This window comes from Klebsiella sp. MS 92-3, from assembly GCF_000195655.1.
Taxonomy (GTDB): Bacteria; Pseudomonadota; Gammaproteobacteria; order Enterobacterales; family Enterobacteriaceae; genus Klebsiella; species Klebsiella pneumoniae.
The window spans coordinates 30357-45982 of record NZ_GL882817.1 but is presented as its reverse complement, the minus strand read 5'-3'; the positions used below and the strand labels follow the sequence as shown (position 1 = coordinate 45982).

At 54.3% G+C, this 15626-nt stretch carries 18 protein-coding genes and 2 tRNA genes (1 of these 20 only partly in view); 7 read left to right on the top strand and 13 right to left on the bottom strand.

Annotated features, from left to right (window positions below; translation table 11 throughout):
- Positions 1 to 116: 116 nt before the first annotated feature.
- Positions 117 to 1049, top strand: a complete 933-nt coding sequence (locus HMPREF9538_RS11500) for an Rpn family recombination-promoting nuclease/putative transposase (RefSeq protein WP_009485344.1) — start codon at positions 117 to 119, stop codon at positions 1047 to 1049.
- A gap of 54 nt (positions 1050 to 1103) precedes the next feature.
- Here HMPREF9538_RS11500 and opgB read toward each other — a convergent pair whose 3' ends face one another.
- From opgB to HMPREF9538_RS33135, 7 genes are all read right to left on the bottom strand, one after another.
- Entirely contained in the window at positions 1104 to 3395 is a 2292-nt protein-coding gene (gene opgB, locus HMPREF9538_RS11505; RefSeq protein ID WP_004192122.1) for a phosphatidylglycerol--membrane-oligosaccharide glycerophosphotransferase, read from the bottom strand.
- Between the two features lie 257 nt (positions 3396 to 3652).
- A complete protein-coding gene (locus tag HMPREF9538_RS11510; protein WP_004177504.1) occupies positions 3653 to 4144 on the bottom strand; it encodes a DUF2501 domain-containing protein in 492 nt (163 codons plus the stop codon).
- Between the two features lie 65 nt (positions 4145 to 4209).
- Complete coding sequence (gene dnaC / locus HMPREF9538_RS11515) at positions 4210 to 4947, bottom strand: DNA replication protein DnaC (protein WP_002887623.1); 738 nt, start codon at positions 4945 to 4947, stop codon at positions 4210 to 4212.
- 2 nt (positions 4948 to 4949) lie between these two features.
- A complete protein-coding gene (gene dnaT, locus HMPREF9538_RS11520; RefSeq protein WP_002887624.1) occupies positions 4950 to 5489 on the bottom strand; it encodes a primosomal protein DnaT in 540 nt (179 codons plus the stop codon).
- Between the two features lie 102 nt (positions 5490 to 5591).
- Complete coding sequence (locus HMPREF9538_RS11525) at positions 5592 to 6065, bottom strand: threonine/serine exporter (protein WP_002887631.1); 474 nt, start codon at positions 6063 to 6065, stop codon at positions 5592 to 5594.
- On the bottom strand, positions 6056 to 6832 hold the full coding sequence (locus HMPREF9538_RS11530) for a threonine/serine ThrE exporter family protein (RefSeq protein WP_004146059.1): 777 nt from the start codon (positions 6830 to 6832) through the stop codon (positions 6056 to 6058). Before HMPREF9538_RS11530 ends, HMPREF9538_RS11525 begins: the two co-directional genes overlap by 10 nt.
- A gap of 41 nt (positions 6833 to 6873) precedes the next feature.
- Positions 6874 to 7008: a hypothetical protein gene (locus HMPREF9538_RS33135; protein ID WP_254910869.1), complete on the bottom strand. Its 135-nt coding sequence runs from the start codon at positions 7006 to 7008 to the stop codon at positions 6874 to 6876.
- 103 nt (positions 7009 to 7111) lie between these two features.
- On the opposite strand from HMPREF9538_RS33135, the gene pobA reads away from it, so the two are divergent.
- The 4 genes from pobA (at position 7112) to bglJ (ending at position 10817) form a co-directional block, all read left to right on the top strand.
- On the top strand, positions 7112 to 8296 hold the full coding sequence (pobA, locus tag HMPREF9538_RS11540; RefSeq protein WP_004146953.1) for a 4-hydroxybenzoate 3-monooxygenase: 1185 nt from the start codon (positions 7112 to 7114) through the stop codon (positions 8294 to 8296).
- Between the two features lie 16 nt (positions 8297 to 8312).
- The gene (locus HMPREF9538_RS11545; RefSeq protein ID WP_009485342.1) at positions 8313 to 9194 is read left to right on the top strand and encodes a helix-turn-helix domain-containing protein; all 882 of its coding nucleotides are present in this window, start codon (positions 8313 to 8315) and stop codon (positions 9192 to 9194) included.
- Between the two features lie 265 nt (positions 9195 to 9459).
- Entirely contained in the window at positions 9460 to 10182 is a 723-nt protein-coding gene (locus HMPREF9538_RS11550; protein WP_002887645.1) for a helix-turn-helix transcriptional regulator, read from the top strand.
- Positions 10143 to 10817, top strand: a complete 675-nt coding sequence (gene bglJ / locus HMPREF9538_RS0127850; protein ID WP_002887647.1) for a DNA-binding transcriptional activator BglJ — start codon at positions 10143 to 10145, stop codon at positions 10815 to 10817. The genes HMPREF9538_RS11550 and bglJ overlap by 40 nt, the downstream gene beginning before the upstream one ends.
- A gap of 5 nt (positions 10818 to 10822) precedes the next feature.
- Here the strand turns inward: bglJ and HMPREF9538_RS11555 are convergent, their stop codons facing one another.
- A complete protein-coding gene (locus HMPREF9538_RS11555; RefSeq protein ID WP_004151383.1) occupies positions 10823 to 11281 on the bottom strand; it encodes a YbaK/EbsC family protein in 459 nt (152 codons plus the stop codon).
- A 338-nt stretch (positions 11282 to 11619) separates the two neighbouring features.
- Between HMPREF9538_RS11555 and HMPREF9538_RS11560 the strand changes: the two genes are divergently transcribed.
- Entirely contained in the window at positions 11620 to 12963 is a 1344-nt protein-coding gene (locus HMPREF9538_RS11560) for a PTS cellobiose transporter subunit IIC (protein WP_002887650.1), read from the top strand.
- A gap of 49 nt (positions 12964 to 13012) precedes the next feature.
- Here the strand turns inward: HMPREF9538_RS11560 and fhuF are convergent, their stop codons facing one another.
- The 3 genes from fhuF to HMPREF9538_RS32305 form a co-directional block, all read right to left on the bottom strand.
- Positions 13013 to 13801, bottom strand: coding sequence for a siderophore-iron reductase FhuF (fhuF, locus tag HMPREF9538_RS11565; RefSeq protein WP_002887652.1), 789 nt, complete (start codon positions 13799 to 13801; stop codon positions 13013 to 13015).
- 106 nt (positions 13802 to 13907) lie between these two features.
- Entirely contained in the window at positions 13908 to 14954 is a 1047-nt protein-coding gene (locus tag HMPREF9538_RS0127845; RefSeq protein WP_002887653.1) for a GGDEF domain-containing protein, read from the bottom strand.
- Positions 14955 to 14977: 23 nt separating this feature from the next.
- A complete protein-coding gene (locus HMPREF9538_RS32305) occupies positions 14978 to 15148 on the bottom strand; it encodes a hypothetical protein (RefSeq protein WP_004221147.1) in 171 nt (56 codons plus the stop codon).
- Positions 15149 to 15218: 70 nt separating this feature from the next.
- Here HMPREF9538_RS32305 and HMPREF9538_RS0127840 point away from each other — a divergent pair, with 70 nt between their 5' ends.
- A complete protein-coding gene (locus HMPREF9538_RS0127840) occupies positions 15219 to 15458 on the top strand; it encodes a DUF1435 domain-containing protein (RefSeq protein ID WP_002887654.1) in 240 nt (79 codons plus the stop codon).
- Between the two features lie 21 nt (positions 15459 to 15479).
- On the opposite strand, the gene HMPREF9538_RS11575 is transcribed toward HMPREF9538_RS0127840, so the two are convergent.
- Together HMPREF9538_RS11575 and HMPREF9538_RS32630 are read right to left on the bottom strand one after the other, a co-directional pair.
- A tRNA-Leu gene (locus tag HMPREF9538_RS11575) sits at positions 15480 to 15566 on the bottom strand.
- A gap of 31 nt (positions 15567 to 15597) precedes the next feature.
- Positions 15598 to 15626, bottom strand: a tRNA-Leu gene (locus tag HMPREF9538_RS32630); it runs 87 nt beyond the window's last position.

Genomic DNA, 15626 nt, shown 5'->3' with positions numbered 1-15626 from the left:
CAGCCGGGCTGGCCGCCATACTATTCTCCGAGGCGCTTCCCAGAAAATTGTCGTCAAACCCAACCGGGTAAAAACCGGTGATAGAGTCCGGCTTACCTTCTCTTTCAGGCAAGCGGATGGCCATGAAAAAACGGATGACCTCGACGCCGCACGATGCGGTCTTTAAGCGATTTCTTCGTCACCCGGAGACAGCGACTGATTTCCTCACCCTCTACCTTCCCGAAGCGATCCTTCAGCGGTGCGATTTCTCTACCCTGAGGCTGCAATCGGCGAGCTTTATCGATGAGGATCTGCGCGCCTGGTATTCAGATGTCCTCTGGTCGGTGCAGACCACCTGCGGCACGGGGTATGTTTACGTGGTGATAGAGCACCAGAGCTCACCGGATAGCCATATGGCCTTTCGCCTGATGCGCTATGCGATTGCCGCAATGCAGCGCCACCTGGATGCCGGGCACAAAACGCTGCCGCTGGTGGTGCCGATGCTTTTTTATCACGGTGCAACCAGTCCGTATCCTTTTTCCCTCAACTGGCTGGATGAATTTGCCGACCCGCAGCTGGCGAAGACGCTGTATGGCTGTCCGTTTCCATTGATCGACGTGACGGTGATGCCGGACGATGACATCGTGCAACATCGACGAGTCGCCTTGCTGGAGCTGATGCAAAAACATATTCGCCAGCGCGATCTCAGCGGCATAACGGAGTCGTTGGCGGCCGTTGTGATGCTGGGATACACTAACCGTCGGCAGTTGAGAATGCTGTTTCACTATATGCTGCAGTACGGTAATACGGCCGAGCCGGGCGTGTTTCTCCGCCGGCTGGCCCGCCGTCTGCCACAGTATGAGGAGACATTGATGTCTATCGCGCAAAAGCTTAAGCAGGAAGGTCGGGAAGAAGGCCGGGAAGAAGGGCACCTGGAGGGCTTGCAGGAAGGCAGCCGACGCGAGGCGCTGCGCATTGCCGGCAGTATGTTACAGAATGGCCTCGACAAAGAGATGGTACAGAAGATCACCGGACTGTCGGCTGATGAACTACAGCCGCTGTGTGGTTAACGTCCTGCCACGACAACCGCTGCCCGGCGCGAAAATTCGCCGGGCAGGATTGCGTTAGCCTTCGCTTTTCACCACTTTGATCTCCACCATGCCGATCCCCAACTGACGCGGGGAGTGGCCGAGGATATTGCCCTCGTTAGTGGTTTGCGGGTCCGGCGGGGTGATGATCAGCGTGTTGCTGCGCGTTGGGTTGTCAAAATGCAGCGTCGTGGTAGTCACGTCATTATCCAGAGTGAGCACTTGCTCACTTTCTCCAACTCGCACCGGAATCGGCTTATTGGCGTTTGGGCCATAAGCTTTGGCGGTAATCACCAGATCAAATTTCTCCGGCAGCGGCTCTTTATATTCAATCTTCACGTCGCTGCCCAACTGAGCATTGGACCACCGCCCCCACGACTCGGGACGCGAAATACCGCTGAACTGTTTAACCTCTTCCGGGGCGCCAGCGACGTTAAACACGAAGCTGTCGGCCTTATAGCGAATATCGTTGTCGACAATTTTCAGCGTATCGACGTTGCCCTTATAGCGCTCCATATCGATAAGGGTGTCCCTGAAGGCGGTCTTGCCGTGCCACTGCGGCTTATCAACGTGCTGGACCTTCTGCTCACCCCCCAGCTGTCCCTGCGAGACGCACCAGTCGGTGGAGAGCGCCAGCTCAGGCGACCACAGCTGGCCCATTTTATAGCAGCGATCGACCCACACGAAATTATCCCGTGGCGCGAAATCGGCCAGCTGGAAGCGCAGCGGCGCAGAGTATTCACTCTCCGGCAGCGGTTCTACGCGCTGGTCAGATACCCGCAGCAGCAGCGGCAGACGGAAATGGCTGCCGGAGAAAGCGATCATATTTTTCTGCGAGTCGATGGTGAAATTCTTCATTTCTTTGGGGAAATTCCACAGGCGGATCACGTCAGGCTTCCATGCCAGGACTTTCTCTTTCATATTCATGAAAATACCGGAGAGCGACTGGCCGGAGAGGCTGCTACGCCCGAGGCCGATATAGTTATCGCCGCCGAGAATATCCAGCACCGTCGCGCCGTTATCCATGGTGTTGCGTTTCACCGCCAGGGTCTCCTGCTGCGGTTTATCGCCGCGCAGGATGAAGAACAGATTGCTGCGATCGTGCTTGTTGAGATAATCCCAGGCGCTGTTCTTCATGGCCAGGTGATCGGAAGAGACCACGATGACCGTGTTTTTGAAATAGGGTGAGGCTTTAATCTTCTCTATCAGCGCGGCGATATGTTCCTGACTGCAGCTAACGGCGCTGAAAGAGAGGTTTTTCTTGCCGTCCACATCATAGCGTTTACGCTCGCAGGTGCGTGAGATAAAACCGTCGGGATGGTGGGTATCCACCGTCAGGGCGAAGAGCGAGAAGCGTTTCCCGGACTGCGACAGCTCTTCGAATTTTTTCCAGGTCTCGTCGAGTACGGTGTCGTCATAGAAGCCCCAGTCGTTGCGGTAGGTAGGATCCGCCACCGTAGTTTTTAGCTCTTCCGCCCCGTACAGATGATCGAAGCCGTGGGATTTAAGAAACACGTCTTTGCCGGCAAAGCGCAGGTTAGCCCCCTGCACAAAGTAATTCTCGTAACCGGAGTTCTTCAGAATATCGCCAAGGCAAATATTCTGTGGAAAGAAGCTGGAGACTGAGGCTGAGGCATTACCTTCGAACGGCGCGAACAGCGGAATGCCGCACTGTGAGGCGACCATGCCGGCGATAGTGTAATCGGTCCCCGGCAGCTGCATGGTATTGCTGAAATCAATGGCCTCAGCTTTAATTCTGCCAAGCTCAGGGGTGAGGTTGGGGAAGGCGTCGTTATCAAAATAGGTGCGCTCGAGACTTTCGCCATAGATATAGACCAGGTTCAGCTGCGGATTGTCGATTTGCTTCGACGGCTCTTTATAGTACGCGGCAAAGTCTGGATCGCCCTCGCGTGACTGGGATTTCACCAGCTCGCTGATCTGATGGAAGGCCGGGCTGGCATCAACGGAGGCCAGCGCCAGCAGTAGCGCCGCCAGGCTGTAACCGACGTGATGAGGATGATGCCGACGGCGGCGCAGCACCCAGCCGAGGGCGCCAAAGACGGCGACCAGTGCGACGGCCACGCCGACCCCCGGCAGTATATATTTGCCGATCCCGGCGCCGGTCAGGCTGTTGGTCAGAGTGTAGAGTACCGCGTCGTTGATGCCGTCGCCGGTGAAGTAGTCACTGGCGTAGAGGGTGATATTCAGCACCACGAACAGGCCTAACACCGTGAGCGTGGCGGCAAACCACCAGGTGTTACGACCCGCTTTCCAGGCATACAGCACCACCGAAGCTAAAAATAAGGCGATGGATAACAACTCTGACACAGCTCATCCTCATTAATGCCAGTTATCGGCTGGCAGAACAGATTACTTTTCAAGCCCCACTGTAATTGCAGCGCCATCTTGCTGCAATTCTAGCGTCATGAAAGTGTGCAGTTATTCAGAATTGGTTTAGAAGTTGCCTTTTTTGATCGGCATCGCATCGGGCGAAATGGGAAAACGGAACAGGAAAACTGCAAAAAAAAGCGTTTCAGGCCGCGGCGCCGCCGCGAAGGCAACAAATGCGGCCTTGTCAGTCAGGATCAGGAGAGGAAATTAACACCCTGTTTTAAGACCAGATCGCAGGCTTTGGTTTTTACCTGTTTCGCCAGCGAGCTATTGCCGAGCGTATTCAGGTCCAACTGCTGGCCGTTTTTGCTGTTGAGCAGCCCCTGCAGGCCATCCAGATAGCTGGTGTCCTGTTTTTGTTTTTCCGGCGTGCTAAGCCCCAGTTTATCCAGCACCTGATTTTTGACGTTATCGGCGCTGGTCACGGAGGCCAGCTTCTGTTTCGCGCAATATGACAGTATCCCGGCCGCATTATTCATGCTGCTGGCGGTCAGGGATTGGCTGCTGCCGTTGAGCAGGCTGGTTAGCGAAGAGACGGACATGCCGCCGCTGGCCTGGGCGTTACTGCCGCTGAGCTGGCTGGCAGCGCTGTTAAGGGAATCCTGCCAGGAGGCGGCGTGGGCGCCAGAGAGGGTAAACGCGCTAACGGCAAGCGCGGCAACAACGCTATTTTTAAACGATTTCATAGACGGACTCATAAGCGTGACTGAATAATCGCTTTAGTATAACGCCGTCGTCGCCCGGAAATCTCTTAATACTCCTTGCCTGTAACGCGGTGCCGGTAACTTTCCCAATTGAAGATAACCCACAGGCTGTTGCCGAGCCGCATACGGTCCATCACCCGCTCGCCGAGCAGTTTGTTCATCTCTTCCATATTGCTGTTGGTGAGCATCCCGGTAGGTCGTTTGGAGGATGAGCGCCGGTCAACTATCTGATTGATAATGACCTTTTCATAGCGAGACTCCGTCTGCATCCCAATTTCATCGATCACCAGCAGGTCGACCATGCTGAGGTCGTTAAGCAACTGTTCTTCGCTCGTTTCCCGGTTGCCGAAGGTATCTTTCATCGCCGACATAATATCGGCCACGGTGATGATTAAGACCGACTTCCCGCGCAGCAGCAGCTCGTTGCAAATGGCTGCCGCCAGGTGGTTTTTGCCAGTGCCCGGTTTACCGGAGAAGATAAAGCTGGCGATATTGCCATCGAACTCTTCCACGTACTGGCGCGCCCGGGCGAGCGCATTCATCTGCCCCTCGCACTCGACGCGATAGTTATCAAAGGAGCAGTTCTGATGCAGCGGGCGGATCCCCGAGCGGTTGAAGGTGCGCTGCATTTTCATCGCGCGATTCTCTCGCTCCAGCGCTTCGGAACGCAGCCGGCCTTGCTCTTTTTGCCAGGCCAGCAGCTCTTCGCCGGTTTTAAACGCCGGTTCAATATGTGCCGGCATCATTTTCTGCAGGCGTTTCATCAGGTCGCCAACGTTTTTCATGCTCATCCTCGGAAACCTCGCGGAATATGGCTGTCGGGTTCGCTAACGCTGTTCACATCGCGCTTCGGCTGTCCGCCGTTGCTGGCGCGGCTGATTTGCACGCTACGCGCCAGCTTCTGCTGCCACTGCACGTGGTGAAAGACTTTACCTTCCGCCTGCCAGTAAGCGACGAAAGCGGCCAGCTCTTCGGGGGTAACCGGCTGGCTCAGGGCAATGCCCCACAGCGCGGCCAGGCGCTGAAAATCGGCGTCAGGCTGCCATCCGGCGTACATAGCAAATTTGCCCATCGGCACCGCAACCGGCGCCGCGGCGGGCTCCTCGAAAAACTGCGGGTCAAGCGCGATGTCGCTGCCGGGGCGCGCCAGCCTGGCTTCCAGCTCCAGCAGTTGCGCCAGCCGCGCTGGCGTCAGCGCATAGAATGCCGGCGCGTTATTGGCAAAAACGGCAACGGTGCCGTCAGTCGATTTTGCCAGCAGCGCCGCGTGCTGCTGGAGGAACTCTTCCAGGCCGCTAAAATGGGAGGTTAAAATTCGCGAAGACATAACTCTATCTCAACTCTGAACTGCAAAGAGTGGGGTGATCTGCACATAGTAGCACAGAGGTCATCGCGGAAGGAGCGTCGCGGATTAACCGCGACGTCGGGGTTAGACGCGAGGACGCTTACGATACAGCCACAGGCCGGGTATCGACAGGCCAATCGAAAGGGCGCCCACAATCGAAGAGGCCTTTAAAAAATTGCTCAGCAGCAAAATCATCATCTCTTCCGAATAACCAAAATGACTGATTTTTACCGCGGAAATCATCGCCGTGTAGGCTGAGATGCCAGGAAACATCGGGATCACGGCGGCGACGGTAAAAATCTTCGGATGCGCCAGATACCAGCGCGACCATTGAATGCCAATGCTGCCCACCAGCAGAGCGGCGAGAAAGGTGGCCCATTCAATGTTAAAACCGGCGCTCATCATGATCATACGCGAGCCATGGCCAATCGCCCCCAGCAGCGCGCACCAGCGCAGAGCGCGCTGAGGGACATTAAAGACCATCGCAAACCCGACGGCGGGGATCGCCGCCAGCAGCATGTCTTCCGCCAGCGCAAAAATAAATGAGATTATGCCCATCCGCGCAGCCCCCATACGGTCATGGCCATCACCACGCCAATGCAGGTGGCTAGGGTTAGCAGGCTGGCGATCGCCCAGCGGGCGAGTCCGGTATTGATATGCCCTTTAAACATATCGGCGACGGCATTGATTAATGGAAAACCCGGGACCAGCAGCAGGACGCTGGCGGCCATGGCAATGGTCGGCGTGCTGGCAAACGCCGGGAGGCGCAGCAGCAGCCCGGAGATGGTGGTGGCGACAAAGGCGGTGATGCAGAAGTTGATCTGCGGATGCATGGAGCGATGGGTCAGCACCTGGCGAATGTACATGGCTACCGTGCTTGCGCAGAAGCTGACCAGCGCCCCATCCCAACCGCCGTTATTCAGTTTGCAGAAACAGGCGCAGGAAAGACCCACCATCAGCACCAGCAGCCAGCGCGGATAGCGCAGGGGAACGATCTGCGCAAAACGCTTCTCGACGTCGCGATAGTCCAGCAGCTTATGCTCGGCGAGGATCACAATGTGCTGCACTTCCGTCACCACATGCATATTAATGCCGCGATCGACATTTTTGCGCGTAGAGGTAAGACATTCGCCATTTTTAATGGTGGTCAGGACGATGGCATTCGAAGAGATGGCGCTTTCAACGCTGTCCATCCCCAACGCCAGCCCGAGACGTGTTGACAGTTCCTCCACCAGCGCACTCTCGGCGCCGTGCTGTAACAGAAAAAGACCACACTGGATGCATAAACGTGTGATTGCCCGCTGCTGTGTCCGATCAACCTGCATACTTCCTCTATTGTTCACGACGCCTGGTATCTGCCGATACTTTAACCTGAAGCGCAGTGGCGGCTGAGGGGGGTGGGATCAAATAATGTGCAAAAATTCCCAGTCTGCGGGGCGGCAGAATTTGAAGCATCCCACACTTTTGCCAGTTTGGTGAAAAGTGCAATTTTTGTCGCCATTCATCCCTTCTTTTTCCCCACTGACTTATCAAAAATGCAGAAAAGCACTTTTATTAAACAAAAATTATACAAATAATTAACCCTGCAAGAGTGAGACATCCCTATGAAGACACAGGTCGCGATTATTGGCGCGGGCCCCTCCGGGCTGCTGCTGGGGCAGTTGCTGCACAACGCCGGGATCCATACCGTGATCCTTGAGCGTCAAACGCCGCAGTATGTGCTGGGGCGCATCCGCGCGGGAATTCTGGAAAGCGGTACCGTTGATCTGCTGCGCGAAGCGGGCGTGGCGCAGCGGATGGATGCCGAAGGCCTGGTGCATCATGGGGTGGAGTTTCTGTTTGACGGCCAGCGGGTGCCCGTCGCACTGAGCGAGCTAACCGACGGTAAGAGCGTAATGGTTTATGGCCAGACCGAAGTCACCCGCGATCTGATGGCTGCCCGGGCCGCCAGCGGCGCGCCGATCGTCTATGGCGTGAGCGAGGTGGCTATCCATGACGCCAAAAGCGACCGGCCGACGATCACCTACCTCAGCGAAGGGGAAACCTGCCGTCTGGAGTGCGATTTTATTGCCGGTTGCGACGGTTTCCACGGCGTATCGCGGCAAAGTATTCCAGCTGGCATTTTGCAGACCTACGAGAGCGTGTGGCCGTTTGGCTGGCTAGGCCTGCTGGCGGATACGCCGCCGGTCAATCCGGAGCTTATTTATGCGCACCATCAGCGGGGGTTTGTATTGTGCAGTCAACGCTCACTGACCCGCAGCCGCTATTATCTGCAGGTTCCGCTGAGCGATAAGGTTGAAGCATGGTCGGACGAGCGCTTCTGGCAGGAGCTGAAAAGCCGCTTGCCGGAGGAGCTGGCATCCAGGTTAGTGACAGGTCACTCACTTGAGAAGAGCATTGCCCCCCTGCGTAGCTTCGTCGTGGAGCCGATGCAATATGGGCGGTTGTTCCTGGTGGGGGATGCGGCGCATATCGTTCCGCCAACCGGGGCGAAAGGATTAAATCTGGCGGCATCGGACGTGAACTATCTGTGGCGGATTCTGCGCGAATACTACCATCGTGGCCGCAGCGATCTGCTGGCGGCCTACTCGCAACTGGCGCTGGATCGGGTCTGGAAAGGGGAACGCTTTAGCTGGTTTATGACCCGCCTGCTGCATGATTTTCCGGATCAGAACGCGTTCGACGCTAAAATGCAGGCCGCCGACCGCCGCTACTATCTGGGCTCGCGCGCCGGGCTGACCACCATCGCGGAAAACTACGTGGGCTTGCCCATGGAGCGTGTCGCCTGAATTAAGAGGAGTCATCATGCCGTTCGTTCAAACCGTGCCCGTATTTAAGCTGTATGGCGAAGAGTGCGGCTGGCCGACTCCGGACCTGCTGCACTGTGAGTCGATTTTACAGCGCAGCAGCCTGTATCAGTGGCATATTCGCGTCCATCAGCATGCGGAAATGGTCCAGCTTCTCTATCTGCATCAGGGGCGGGCGGAGATCGAAATTGAAGGCGCCACCGAGGTGATGACGGAGTCCTGCATCCAGGTGGTTCCCGCCCTCTGTATTCACGGGTTTAATTTTTCACCCGGGACGCAAGGGTTTGTGCTCTCTCTGGCGCTGCCGCTGCTGAGCCGGTTTGAAAATCAGTTCGGTCGCCCTCTGGATGTGCTTAGCGTGCCGCAGTGTGTGCCGGTGGGCCGTTCTCGCGGGCGCATGCATACGCTGTTTTCAGCGCTTCGCGAGGAGTACTGCGAAGAGCACGATGCGCGAGAAATGATGCTCTATTCGCTGCTGGGGACGCTGTTGGTCTGGCTGAACCGACAGTGCCATCCCGCGTCCCCCGCGGAAGATAAAGCGGAGCGGAAGCGCAGCATGATGCGTCACTTCGCCCGCCTTATCGAGAGCCACTACCGACAGCATCTCCCGTTGGCGGAGTATGCGAAGCTGATTGGACTGTCGGTTACGCACTTAAATTATTTATGTCGTGAGTTTTATGGCTGTAGCGCTCTTGGAGTATTGCATCAGCGGTTGATGCTTGAAGCGCGACGCAATCTGCAGTACACCCGCATGACGATTACACAACTCTCTGATTATTTGGGGTTTAGCGATGCAGCCTATTTTTCGCGTTTTTTCCGTCGCTATAGCGGTATGTCACCCAAAGCATTTAGAGAAACAATTAAAGATAATGCTTCATAATGTTCAGTACTGAAATTATTTTTGCTAAATAATGTTTTTATCTTTTCTAATTTATTAGCGCAGGAACGTCTGTGTTAATATTAATCGCAAGTATACACGGCAATAATATTTTACACGGTATGACCACGGTTCGGTCGTTACGTATATCGTGTGCGCAGGCCATGAATATGATTTTAATATTCATCCAGGAAATGATATGGCGATAAAGTCGCTCGCCGATCGTTTGCAGGCAAGCGAAGGAACTTCGACAGGAAGCGGAGGTGTTATGTTACCAGGACAAGGTAAGTTTGGCGTCGTTATTAGTAAAATTCCCGTCATGCAATCAGGGTTAAAGGTGATCTTCAATGAGAACCTCCCTGATTACGAACTGAGTTTTTGTCGTTCTCATGATGAGCTCACCCTTTTACAACTGCGGCGGGCGGTGCTGGTTGTCGCGGATATCTCCGGCGAGATTGCGCACCCCCGAGCCGTCTGCGAGCGTTATTACTCCCTCATGACCCAGTACCGTGATATTCACTGGGTTTTTATGGTCAGCGACAGCCTCTATCCGTTGGCCGTTGAGCTATTAATTCGTCCTGAAAGCTCGTTGATCTCCGAGAGCGAGCCGGTTAACCGGCTGATTGAGGTGATTTGCGCCGGTAGCCGTGCGGCTGAACAGATTAGCCGTACGCTGTTTGCCGGGGATGAGGACAGCGATTTCGCAAGCTACCACTCTGCGGCGATGCTCACTCTTTCAGAGCGTAAAGTTCTGCGCCTTCTGGCGAAGGGGTGGGGAATAAACCAGATCGCCGCGCTGTTGAAAAAGAGTAATAAGACGATCAGCGCGCAGAAAAACAGCGCAATGCGTCGCTTATCGCTACGCAGCAACGCTGAAATGTATGCCTGGATCAACAGCGCGCAGGGAATGCAAGAGCTGAATATCAATTCAGCTTACGGGGAGCAAATGGAATGGAAAAAAATAGTACAACCCGCCATGTCGCCATCGTAGAAAAATGCGTGATGACGGAAATGGCATGGCGCTATATCTTTAGTCGTGAAGATAATCGCCGTTATCATATTCATCTGTTTAAAAATGTCAGTATGCTCAGGGCGGCGGAAATACCGTTTCCCTGGTCAACCATTATTTTTTCTCTTTCGGGAAGTCGTTCTTCACGAGCCGAGAGTCTGCTCTTTGTTCATGAAATGGCGCGGTGCCGGCCGGAAGTCCAAACGATTATTCTGGCTAATAATGAAAGTGAAATGCACCTGATCGGCCATCTTATGCCGGCCTGTTTGCACGGCATACTGAATAAATCCGCGCCGCGACGCGGGCTACAGGAGCGTTTGCTGCAGCTACTGGACAATCATCATCTCAGCGGCAGCGAACAATTTTGCGACAGAGAGGCGTGCAACGATCCGCTAAGCCCGACGGAGCACGCCATCCTTCGGTATATGTCGTGGGGATATTCGCTTTCTGATATTGCGATACAGCTCAACCGGAATATTAAAACGATCCGCGCGCATAAGTTTAACGCCATGACCAAGCTCGGAGTTCGCTCAGACATTGGTTTATTAAACGCGGCGGATATCCTGTTGCATTTACCGCTCAATAGTACGACCAGCGCCGTTAAACAGGTAGCGTAATGCGGCTATAAACACACATCTACCCATGTTGCATCGGTGAGCTGCGCCATGCGTTCTGGTTCAATGCGAACCGCGCTATGGATGGCTCCCGCTGCGGGTAGTACTTCCTGATAATGTCTGAGAGAGACGTCGCAGTAGACTGCCAGCGGATTTTCCAGACCAAACGGGCAAACGCCGCCGACCGGATGACCGGTCCAGGTAACCACTTCATCGCTGCTTAGCATGCGTGCTTTCGCGCCAAAGGTCTCTTTCAGCTTTTTATTATCCAGCCGCGCATCGCCCCTGGCGACGATCAGTACAATCTTATCTTTGATCTTGAGCGACAGCGTTTTGGCAATTTGCCCCGGCTCAACGTTGTGTGCGGCAGCGGCAAGTGCGACGGTGGCGGTACTCTGATTTAACTCAATAATTTCGATATCGGGGGCGTGTTCGGCAAAAAACTGCCGTACAGACTGCAGACTCATTGGATTCTCCTGATTTAAGCCTGGTTAAATCTGTCACAAGCCTGGCGGAGTGTAAATATCAGCGCGGACAATCCAGATTCTTTCTATTTTGTCGATCTCCTTCACAATCACCGTAACCGGTTACTGTAACCGGTTGCGGTTATCTGCATTGAGATGAATACTGGAACAGTCACTTCTCCTTTTATTTATAACAAAAGAGCCGTGTATGAATCGTTGCCTCATGAGCAGTATAGCCGGTTGCATAATCCGCCAGCGGCCTGCTGCGTCAAAAAGCGGTCATCGTAACGGCAGGGTAATCGTTGTTGGGCCAGTATCAATAGCCTGTCAGGAGGGCTACTATGTCTGCTAACCATGCTGCGTTTAATTTGATATTTCGCTTTGTAGAAAATTACATAAGCCCCATAGCAGGGCGGATCTCGTCGCAGCGCCACGTCATGGCTATCCGTGACGGATTTATCTCAGCGATGCCGTTTATGATCGTCGGATCGTTCCTGTTAGTGTTTGCTTATCCACCGTTCTCACCGGATACCACCTGGGGTTTTGCCCGCGCCTGGCTGGATCTGGCGAAAGAGTTTGAGGGGCGTATTCTGACCCCCTTTGATATGACGATGGGGATCATGTCGATCTACATCTGCGCGGCAATCTCCTATAACCTCGGTAAGCATTACGAGAAATCCAATCAGCTCGATCCCTTTATGTGCGCAATGCTGTCGATCATGGCCTTTTTGCTGATTGCCGCGCCGAAGACCAATGGCACGCTGCCGGTGGATAGCCTCGGGGGGACCGGGATCTTTACCGCCATCCTGGTGGCGATCTACTGCGTGGAGATGATGCGTTTCTTGAAAGCGCACAACATTGGGATCCGCTTGCCGGACCAGGTTCCGCCGATGATCAAAAACTCGTTTGATCTGTTGATCCCGGTGCTGGTGGTCGTGCTGACGCTCTATCCGCTGAGCCTGTTTATCCAGCACCATTTTGACATGCTGATCCCGCAGGCCATTATGGCCATTTTCAAGCCGCTGGTTTCGGCAGCCGACTCTCTGCCGGCAATTCTGTTGGCGGTGCTGATCGGCCACCTGCTGTGGTTTGCCGGGATCCACGGTGCGGCGATCGTGTCCGGGATGCTGCAGATGTTCTGGCTGACTAACCTCGGTATGAACCAGCAGGCGCTGGCCCAGGGCGCGCCTCTGCCGCATATCTTTATGGAGGCGTTCTGGACCTTCTTTATCGTGGTCGGAGGTTCCGGGGCGACCATGGGACTGGTGTTCTGTTATCTGCGCAGCCGTTCAGCGCATTTGCGCTCCATTGGTCGTTTGAGCGTGGTGCCAAGCCTGTTCAATATCAACGAGCCGGTGATCTTTGGGACGCCTATCGTTATGAACCCAGTGTTCTTTATTCCGTTCCTGCTGGCGCCGATGGTGAACGCGGTGCTGGCCTGGGCGGCAATGAAGCTGGATCTGATTGGCCGCGTCATCTCCGTCGTACCATGGACGGCGCCAGCGCCAATTGGCGGCGCCTGGGCGCTGGGCTGGGATTTCCGGGCGGCGATTCTGGTCATTGTTCTGGCCTGCGTGTCGGCAATCATCTACTTCCCATTCTTTAAGGTATATGAGAAACAGCTGCTTGCTCAGGAAGCGGAAGAGGCCGAGCGGGCGGAGCAGGAGAGTCAACAGACCGCATAAATAGCAACGGGCGGTAAAGGCCGCCCGTTACTTTTCAGGTAAGTGGTAATTATTTAAGCGTACAGTCGCCGCACTGTTGGACATCCGGCAGGCGATAGCGCTGACAGCAGGTGCGTCGGACTAACTGCCCTTCACGCAGCATCACCGTTCGCCACAGCGGGTTATCCTGGCCATCGGCGAGTTGTTTTTCAAAAAAACAGTGCTGACGTAGCGCGGCAAGCCGCTCATCACCCAGCAGCGCGCGCATTTCCCCAAGATACCAGTTAATCAGATAGCCGGTATTGCTCCAGATAAGTTTGCTATTGATTTCGCCCGTCGCTGCCAGCGCCTCAACAACCGGCTGCAGGGTGCGCGTTACCAGGGCATCCATTCGCGCCTGCGGTGAAAGCCTCTCGATGTCGGCATCGCTATGCACATCAATCCAGAAGCAGGCCGCCCGGCCGCTTTCATGAAATTCGACATGGAAATGTTCTGGTGCCAGGCTGAGGCCTTGCGGTTCATTGAGCAGCGCCAGCATCAGCGGCGGCACCAGCAGACCGATATACCATTGCGCCCAGAGCGAGAGCAGAGGCTTCTGTTCCCGAGGCAGCGTCGGCTGATGACGATAGATATGATCGGACCAGGTGGCCAGCAGGGAGCGCAAGGCGATGGGTTGCGACCATTCGGCAAGCGTTAACGCGTGCCGTGGGGCGGGTTCGTCAAGTCGCAGGAAATCAAGCAGGTGTGGACGCAGGGTGGCGATTTTTTCCCGAATACTCTCCGCCAGGGCATGCTCAGCCGTCGGCAAAGGAGCCCGCCAGATAAGTTCATCGCTGAGAGGAAGGGAACGCCAGGCCATTCGATTTCCAGATACAAATCTAAATGATAATGATTACTGATATTAGTTGCTTGCAGGCGGCATGGCAAGGCTTTTATCGGCGCCGCGATGTCGCAGCGCGCGCAGGTCAACTGGCAAGAATAATGTTGCGGCCTTTATTTTTTGCCTCATAGAGTGCGCCGTCGGCGCGCGCCAGCGCTTGTTCAATGTTGTCATTAATGAGCGGCGTCAGGCCAATACTGATGGTGACGTTGGTGGCGACGCTTTCATTAAACATATGCGGGATCTTCAGGTCATAGACCCGCTGACGTATACGTTCGGCTGTCTTCCAGGCCGTTTCTTCGCTGCTATTGGTCAGCAGCACCATAAACTCCTCTCCACCAAAGCGGGCGACAATATCGCGTGAGCGTACAGCGTTGCGAATGGCAGCAGAGACGCGAATAAGCGCCTGGTCACCCATCATATGACCATAGTGATCGTTATAGGCCTTGAAGTGATCGATATCGAGGAGCAGCACGTAGTGGTTGTCGCCGTCCAGCGCCAGCAGGGTATCGAGGCGGTTCTGCAGTCCGCGGCGATTATACAAACCGGTCAGGGGATCGAGCATACTGAGATCGTTGAGCGTATTGCGTTCATGCATCAGTTTATCCATTAAACCCTGCGTAAAGGCATCGCTGCGCTTCTGGATAATATTTTGCAGGGTAATACCGGCTATAGGCAGCATAAAGCAGTAAGTCATACGCAACCATTGTTCCCCCTCCGCCATTATCAGGCAGGCAAGGAAAGTTGGTAAAGAGTGGAGGGTAAAGGCAGTGATATTATTGGAAAAAGCGATGGTGCCGATAAACAGAATGCTTAATAGGGCGATCACCAGATAGTTAAAATGCGGCGGTGTCAATAGCATCGCTTTTGTCACTACGTGCCATGCCCATAGCATGCCAAATAACAACGAGATAGTGGGAATATTTATTTTCGATTGCGGCCATTTCCAGTGCCAGAGCAGCAGCAGCCCGCTGCAGACGACGATCAGGGCGCAGGGCAGCGTAAAACGAACTACCGTAAATAGGGGGGTGACCAGCGACAGCGAGGAAGAAATGAAATTAAGCAGTAAAAAAAGCCGTAAGGAATATTGATATTTTTGTGCGTAGTGTGCTCGCCAGGTTTGTGCAGTCATATCGGAAGAATCATTATTAGTCGTTAAATTTCAAAATGATGAAAGCCAAAAATGAAGAGTCTGATAACAATGTGCAAAAAAAGGTTATTTGCAAAATAAGCAAAATATTTAATATATATCGATAATCCGCTTAATTTATCACCTTCATGAATGTATGTCATTACCGCGAACGTAAAGAAAAAGGGGCAGAGCACGTCGCAAATGACAAATGATAAATATTATCATATGATATTGGTTATCATTATCGTTGTAAGAGGTGAAACCATGCTGCAGCGAGCATTAGGAAGCGGCTGGGGAGTGATGATTCCCGGCGCGCTAATTGTCGCTCTCGGGTATGCCGGAGTGTCGGCTGACGTATGGCGGGTACTGGTCGCGGTGGGCATGCTGATGTCCGCGGCGATGATTTGGCATCGTCAATTGCGCCATTTTATCCTGCTGCCATCGTGTGTCGCGTTGATCGGCGGAATAATGCTGATGATTGTGGATATTAAACTGAGAGGATAATGCCGGGAGAGGGAAGAATATTGGTGCGAGGGGGGGGACTTGAACCCCCACGTCCGTAAGGACACTAACACCTGAAGCTAGCGCGTCTACCAATTCCGCCACCTTCGCACAGTATTCTTTCTTTGGGATATTGCCTCGTTGGTGCGAGGGGGGGGACTTGAACCCCCA

Bases quoted from the DNA above. Each gene is read 5' to 3' on its own strand.
- HMPREF9538_RS11500 (WP_009485344.1), top strand. From the start codon at position 117: ATGGCCATGAAAAAACGGATGACCTCGACGCCGCACGATGCGGTCTTT.
- HMPREF9538_RS11510 (WP_004177504.1), bottom strand. From the start codon at position 4,144: ATGAAATCGTTTAAAAATAGCGTTGTTGCCGCGCTTGCCGTTAGCGCG.
- dnaC (WP_002887623.1), bottom strand. From the start codon at position 4,947: ATGAAAAACGTTGGCGACCTGATGAAACGCCTGCAGAAAATGATGCCG.
- dnaT (WP_002887624.1), bottom strand. From the start codon at position 5,489: ATGTCTTCGCGAATTTTAACCTCCCATTTTAGCGGCCTGGAAGAGTTC.
- HMPREF9538_RS11525 (WP_002887631.1), bottom strand. From the start codon at position 6,065: ATGGGCATAATCTCATTTATTTTTGCGCTGGCGGAAGACATGCTGCTG.
- HMPREF9538_RS11530 (WP_004146059.1), bottom strand. From the start codon at position 6,832: ATGCAGGTTGATCGGACACAGCAGCGGGCAATCACACGTTTATGCATC.
- HMPREF9538_RS33135 (WP_254910869.1), bottom strand. From the start codon at position 7,008: ATGGCGACAAAAATTGCACTTTTCACCAAACTGGCAAAAGTGTGGGAT.
- pobA (WP_004146953.1), top strand. From the start codon at position 7,112: ATGAAGACACAGGTCGCGATTATTGGCGCGGGCCCCTCCGGGCTGCTG.
- HMPREF9538_RS11545 (WP_009485342.1), top strand. From the start codon at position 8,313: ATGCCGTTCGTTCAAACCGTGCCCGTATTTAAGCTGTATGGCGAAGAG.
- HMPREF9538_RS11550 (WP_002887645.1), top strand. From the start codon at position 9,460: ATGTTACCAGGACAAGGTAAGTTTGGCGTCGTTATTAGTAAAATTCCC.
- bglJ (WP_002887647.1), top strand. From the start codon at position 10,143: ATGGAAAAAAATAGTACAACCCGCCATGTCGCCATCGTAGAAAAATGC.
- HMPREF9538_RS11555 (WP_004151383.1), bottom strand. From the start codon at position 11,281: ATGAGTCTGCAGTCTGTACGGCAGTTTTTTGCCGAACACGCCCCCGAT.
- HMPREF9538_RS11560 (WP_002887650.1), top strand. From the start codon at position 11,620: ATGTCTGCTAACCATGCTGCGTTTAATTTGATATTTCGCTTTGTAGAA.
- fhuF (WP_002887652.1), bottom strand. From the start codon at position 13,801: ATGGCCTGGCGTTCCCTTCCTCTCAGCGATGAACTTATCTGGCGGGCT.
- HMPREF9538_RS0127845 (WP_002887653.1), bottom strand. From the start codon at position 14,954: ATGACTGCACAAACCTGGCGAGCACACTACGCACAAAAATATCAATAT.
- HMPREF9538_RS0127840 (WP_002887654.1), top strand. From the start codon at position 15,219: ATGCTGCAGCGAGCATTAGGAAGCGGCTGGGGAGTGATGATTCCCGGC.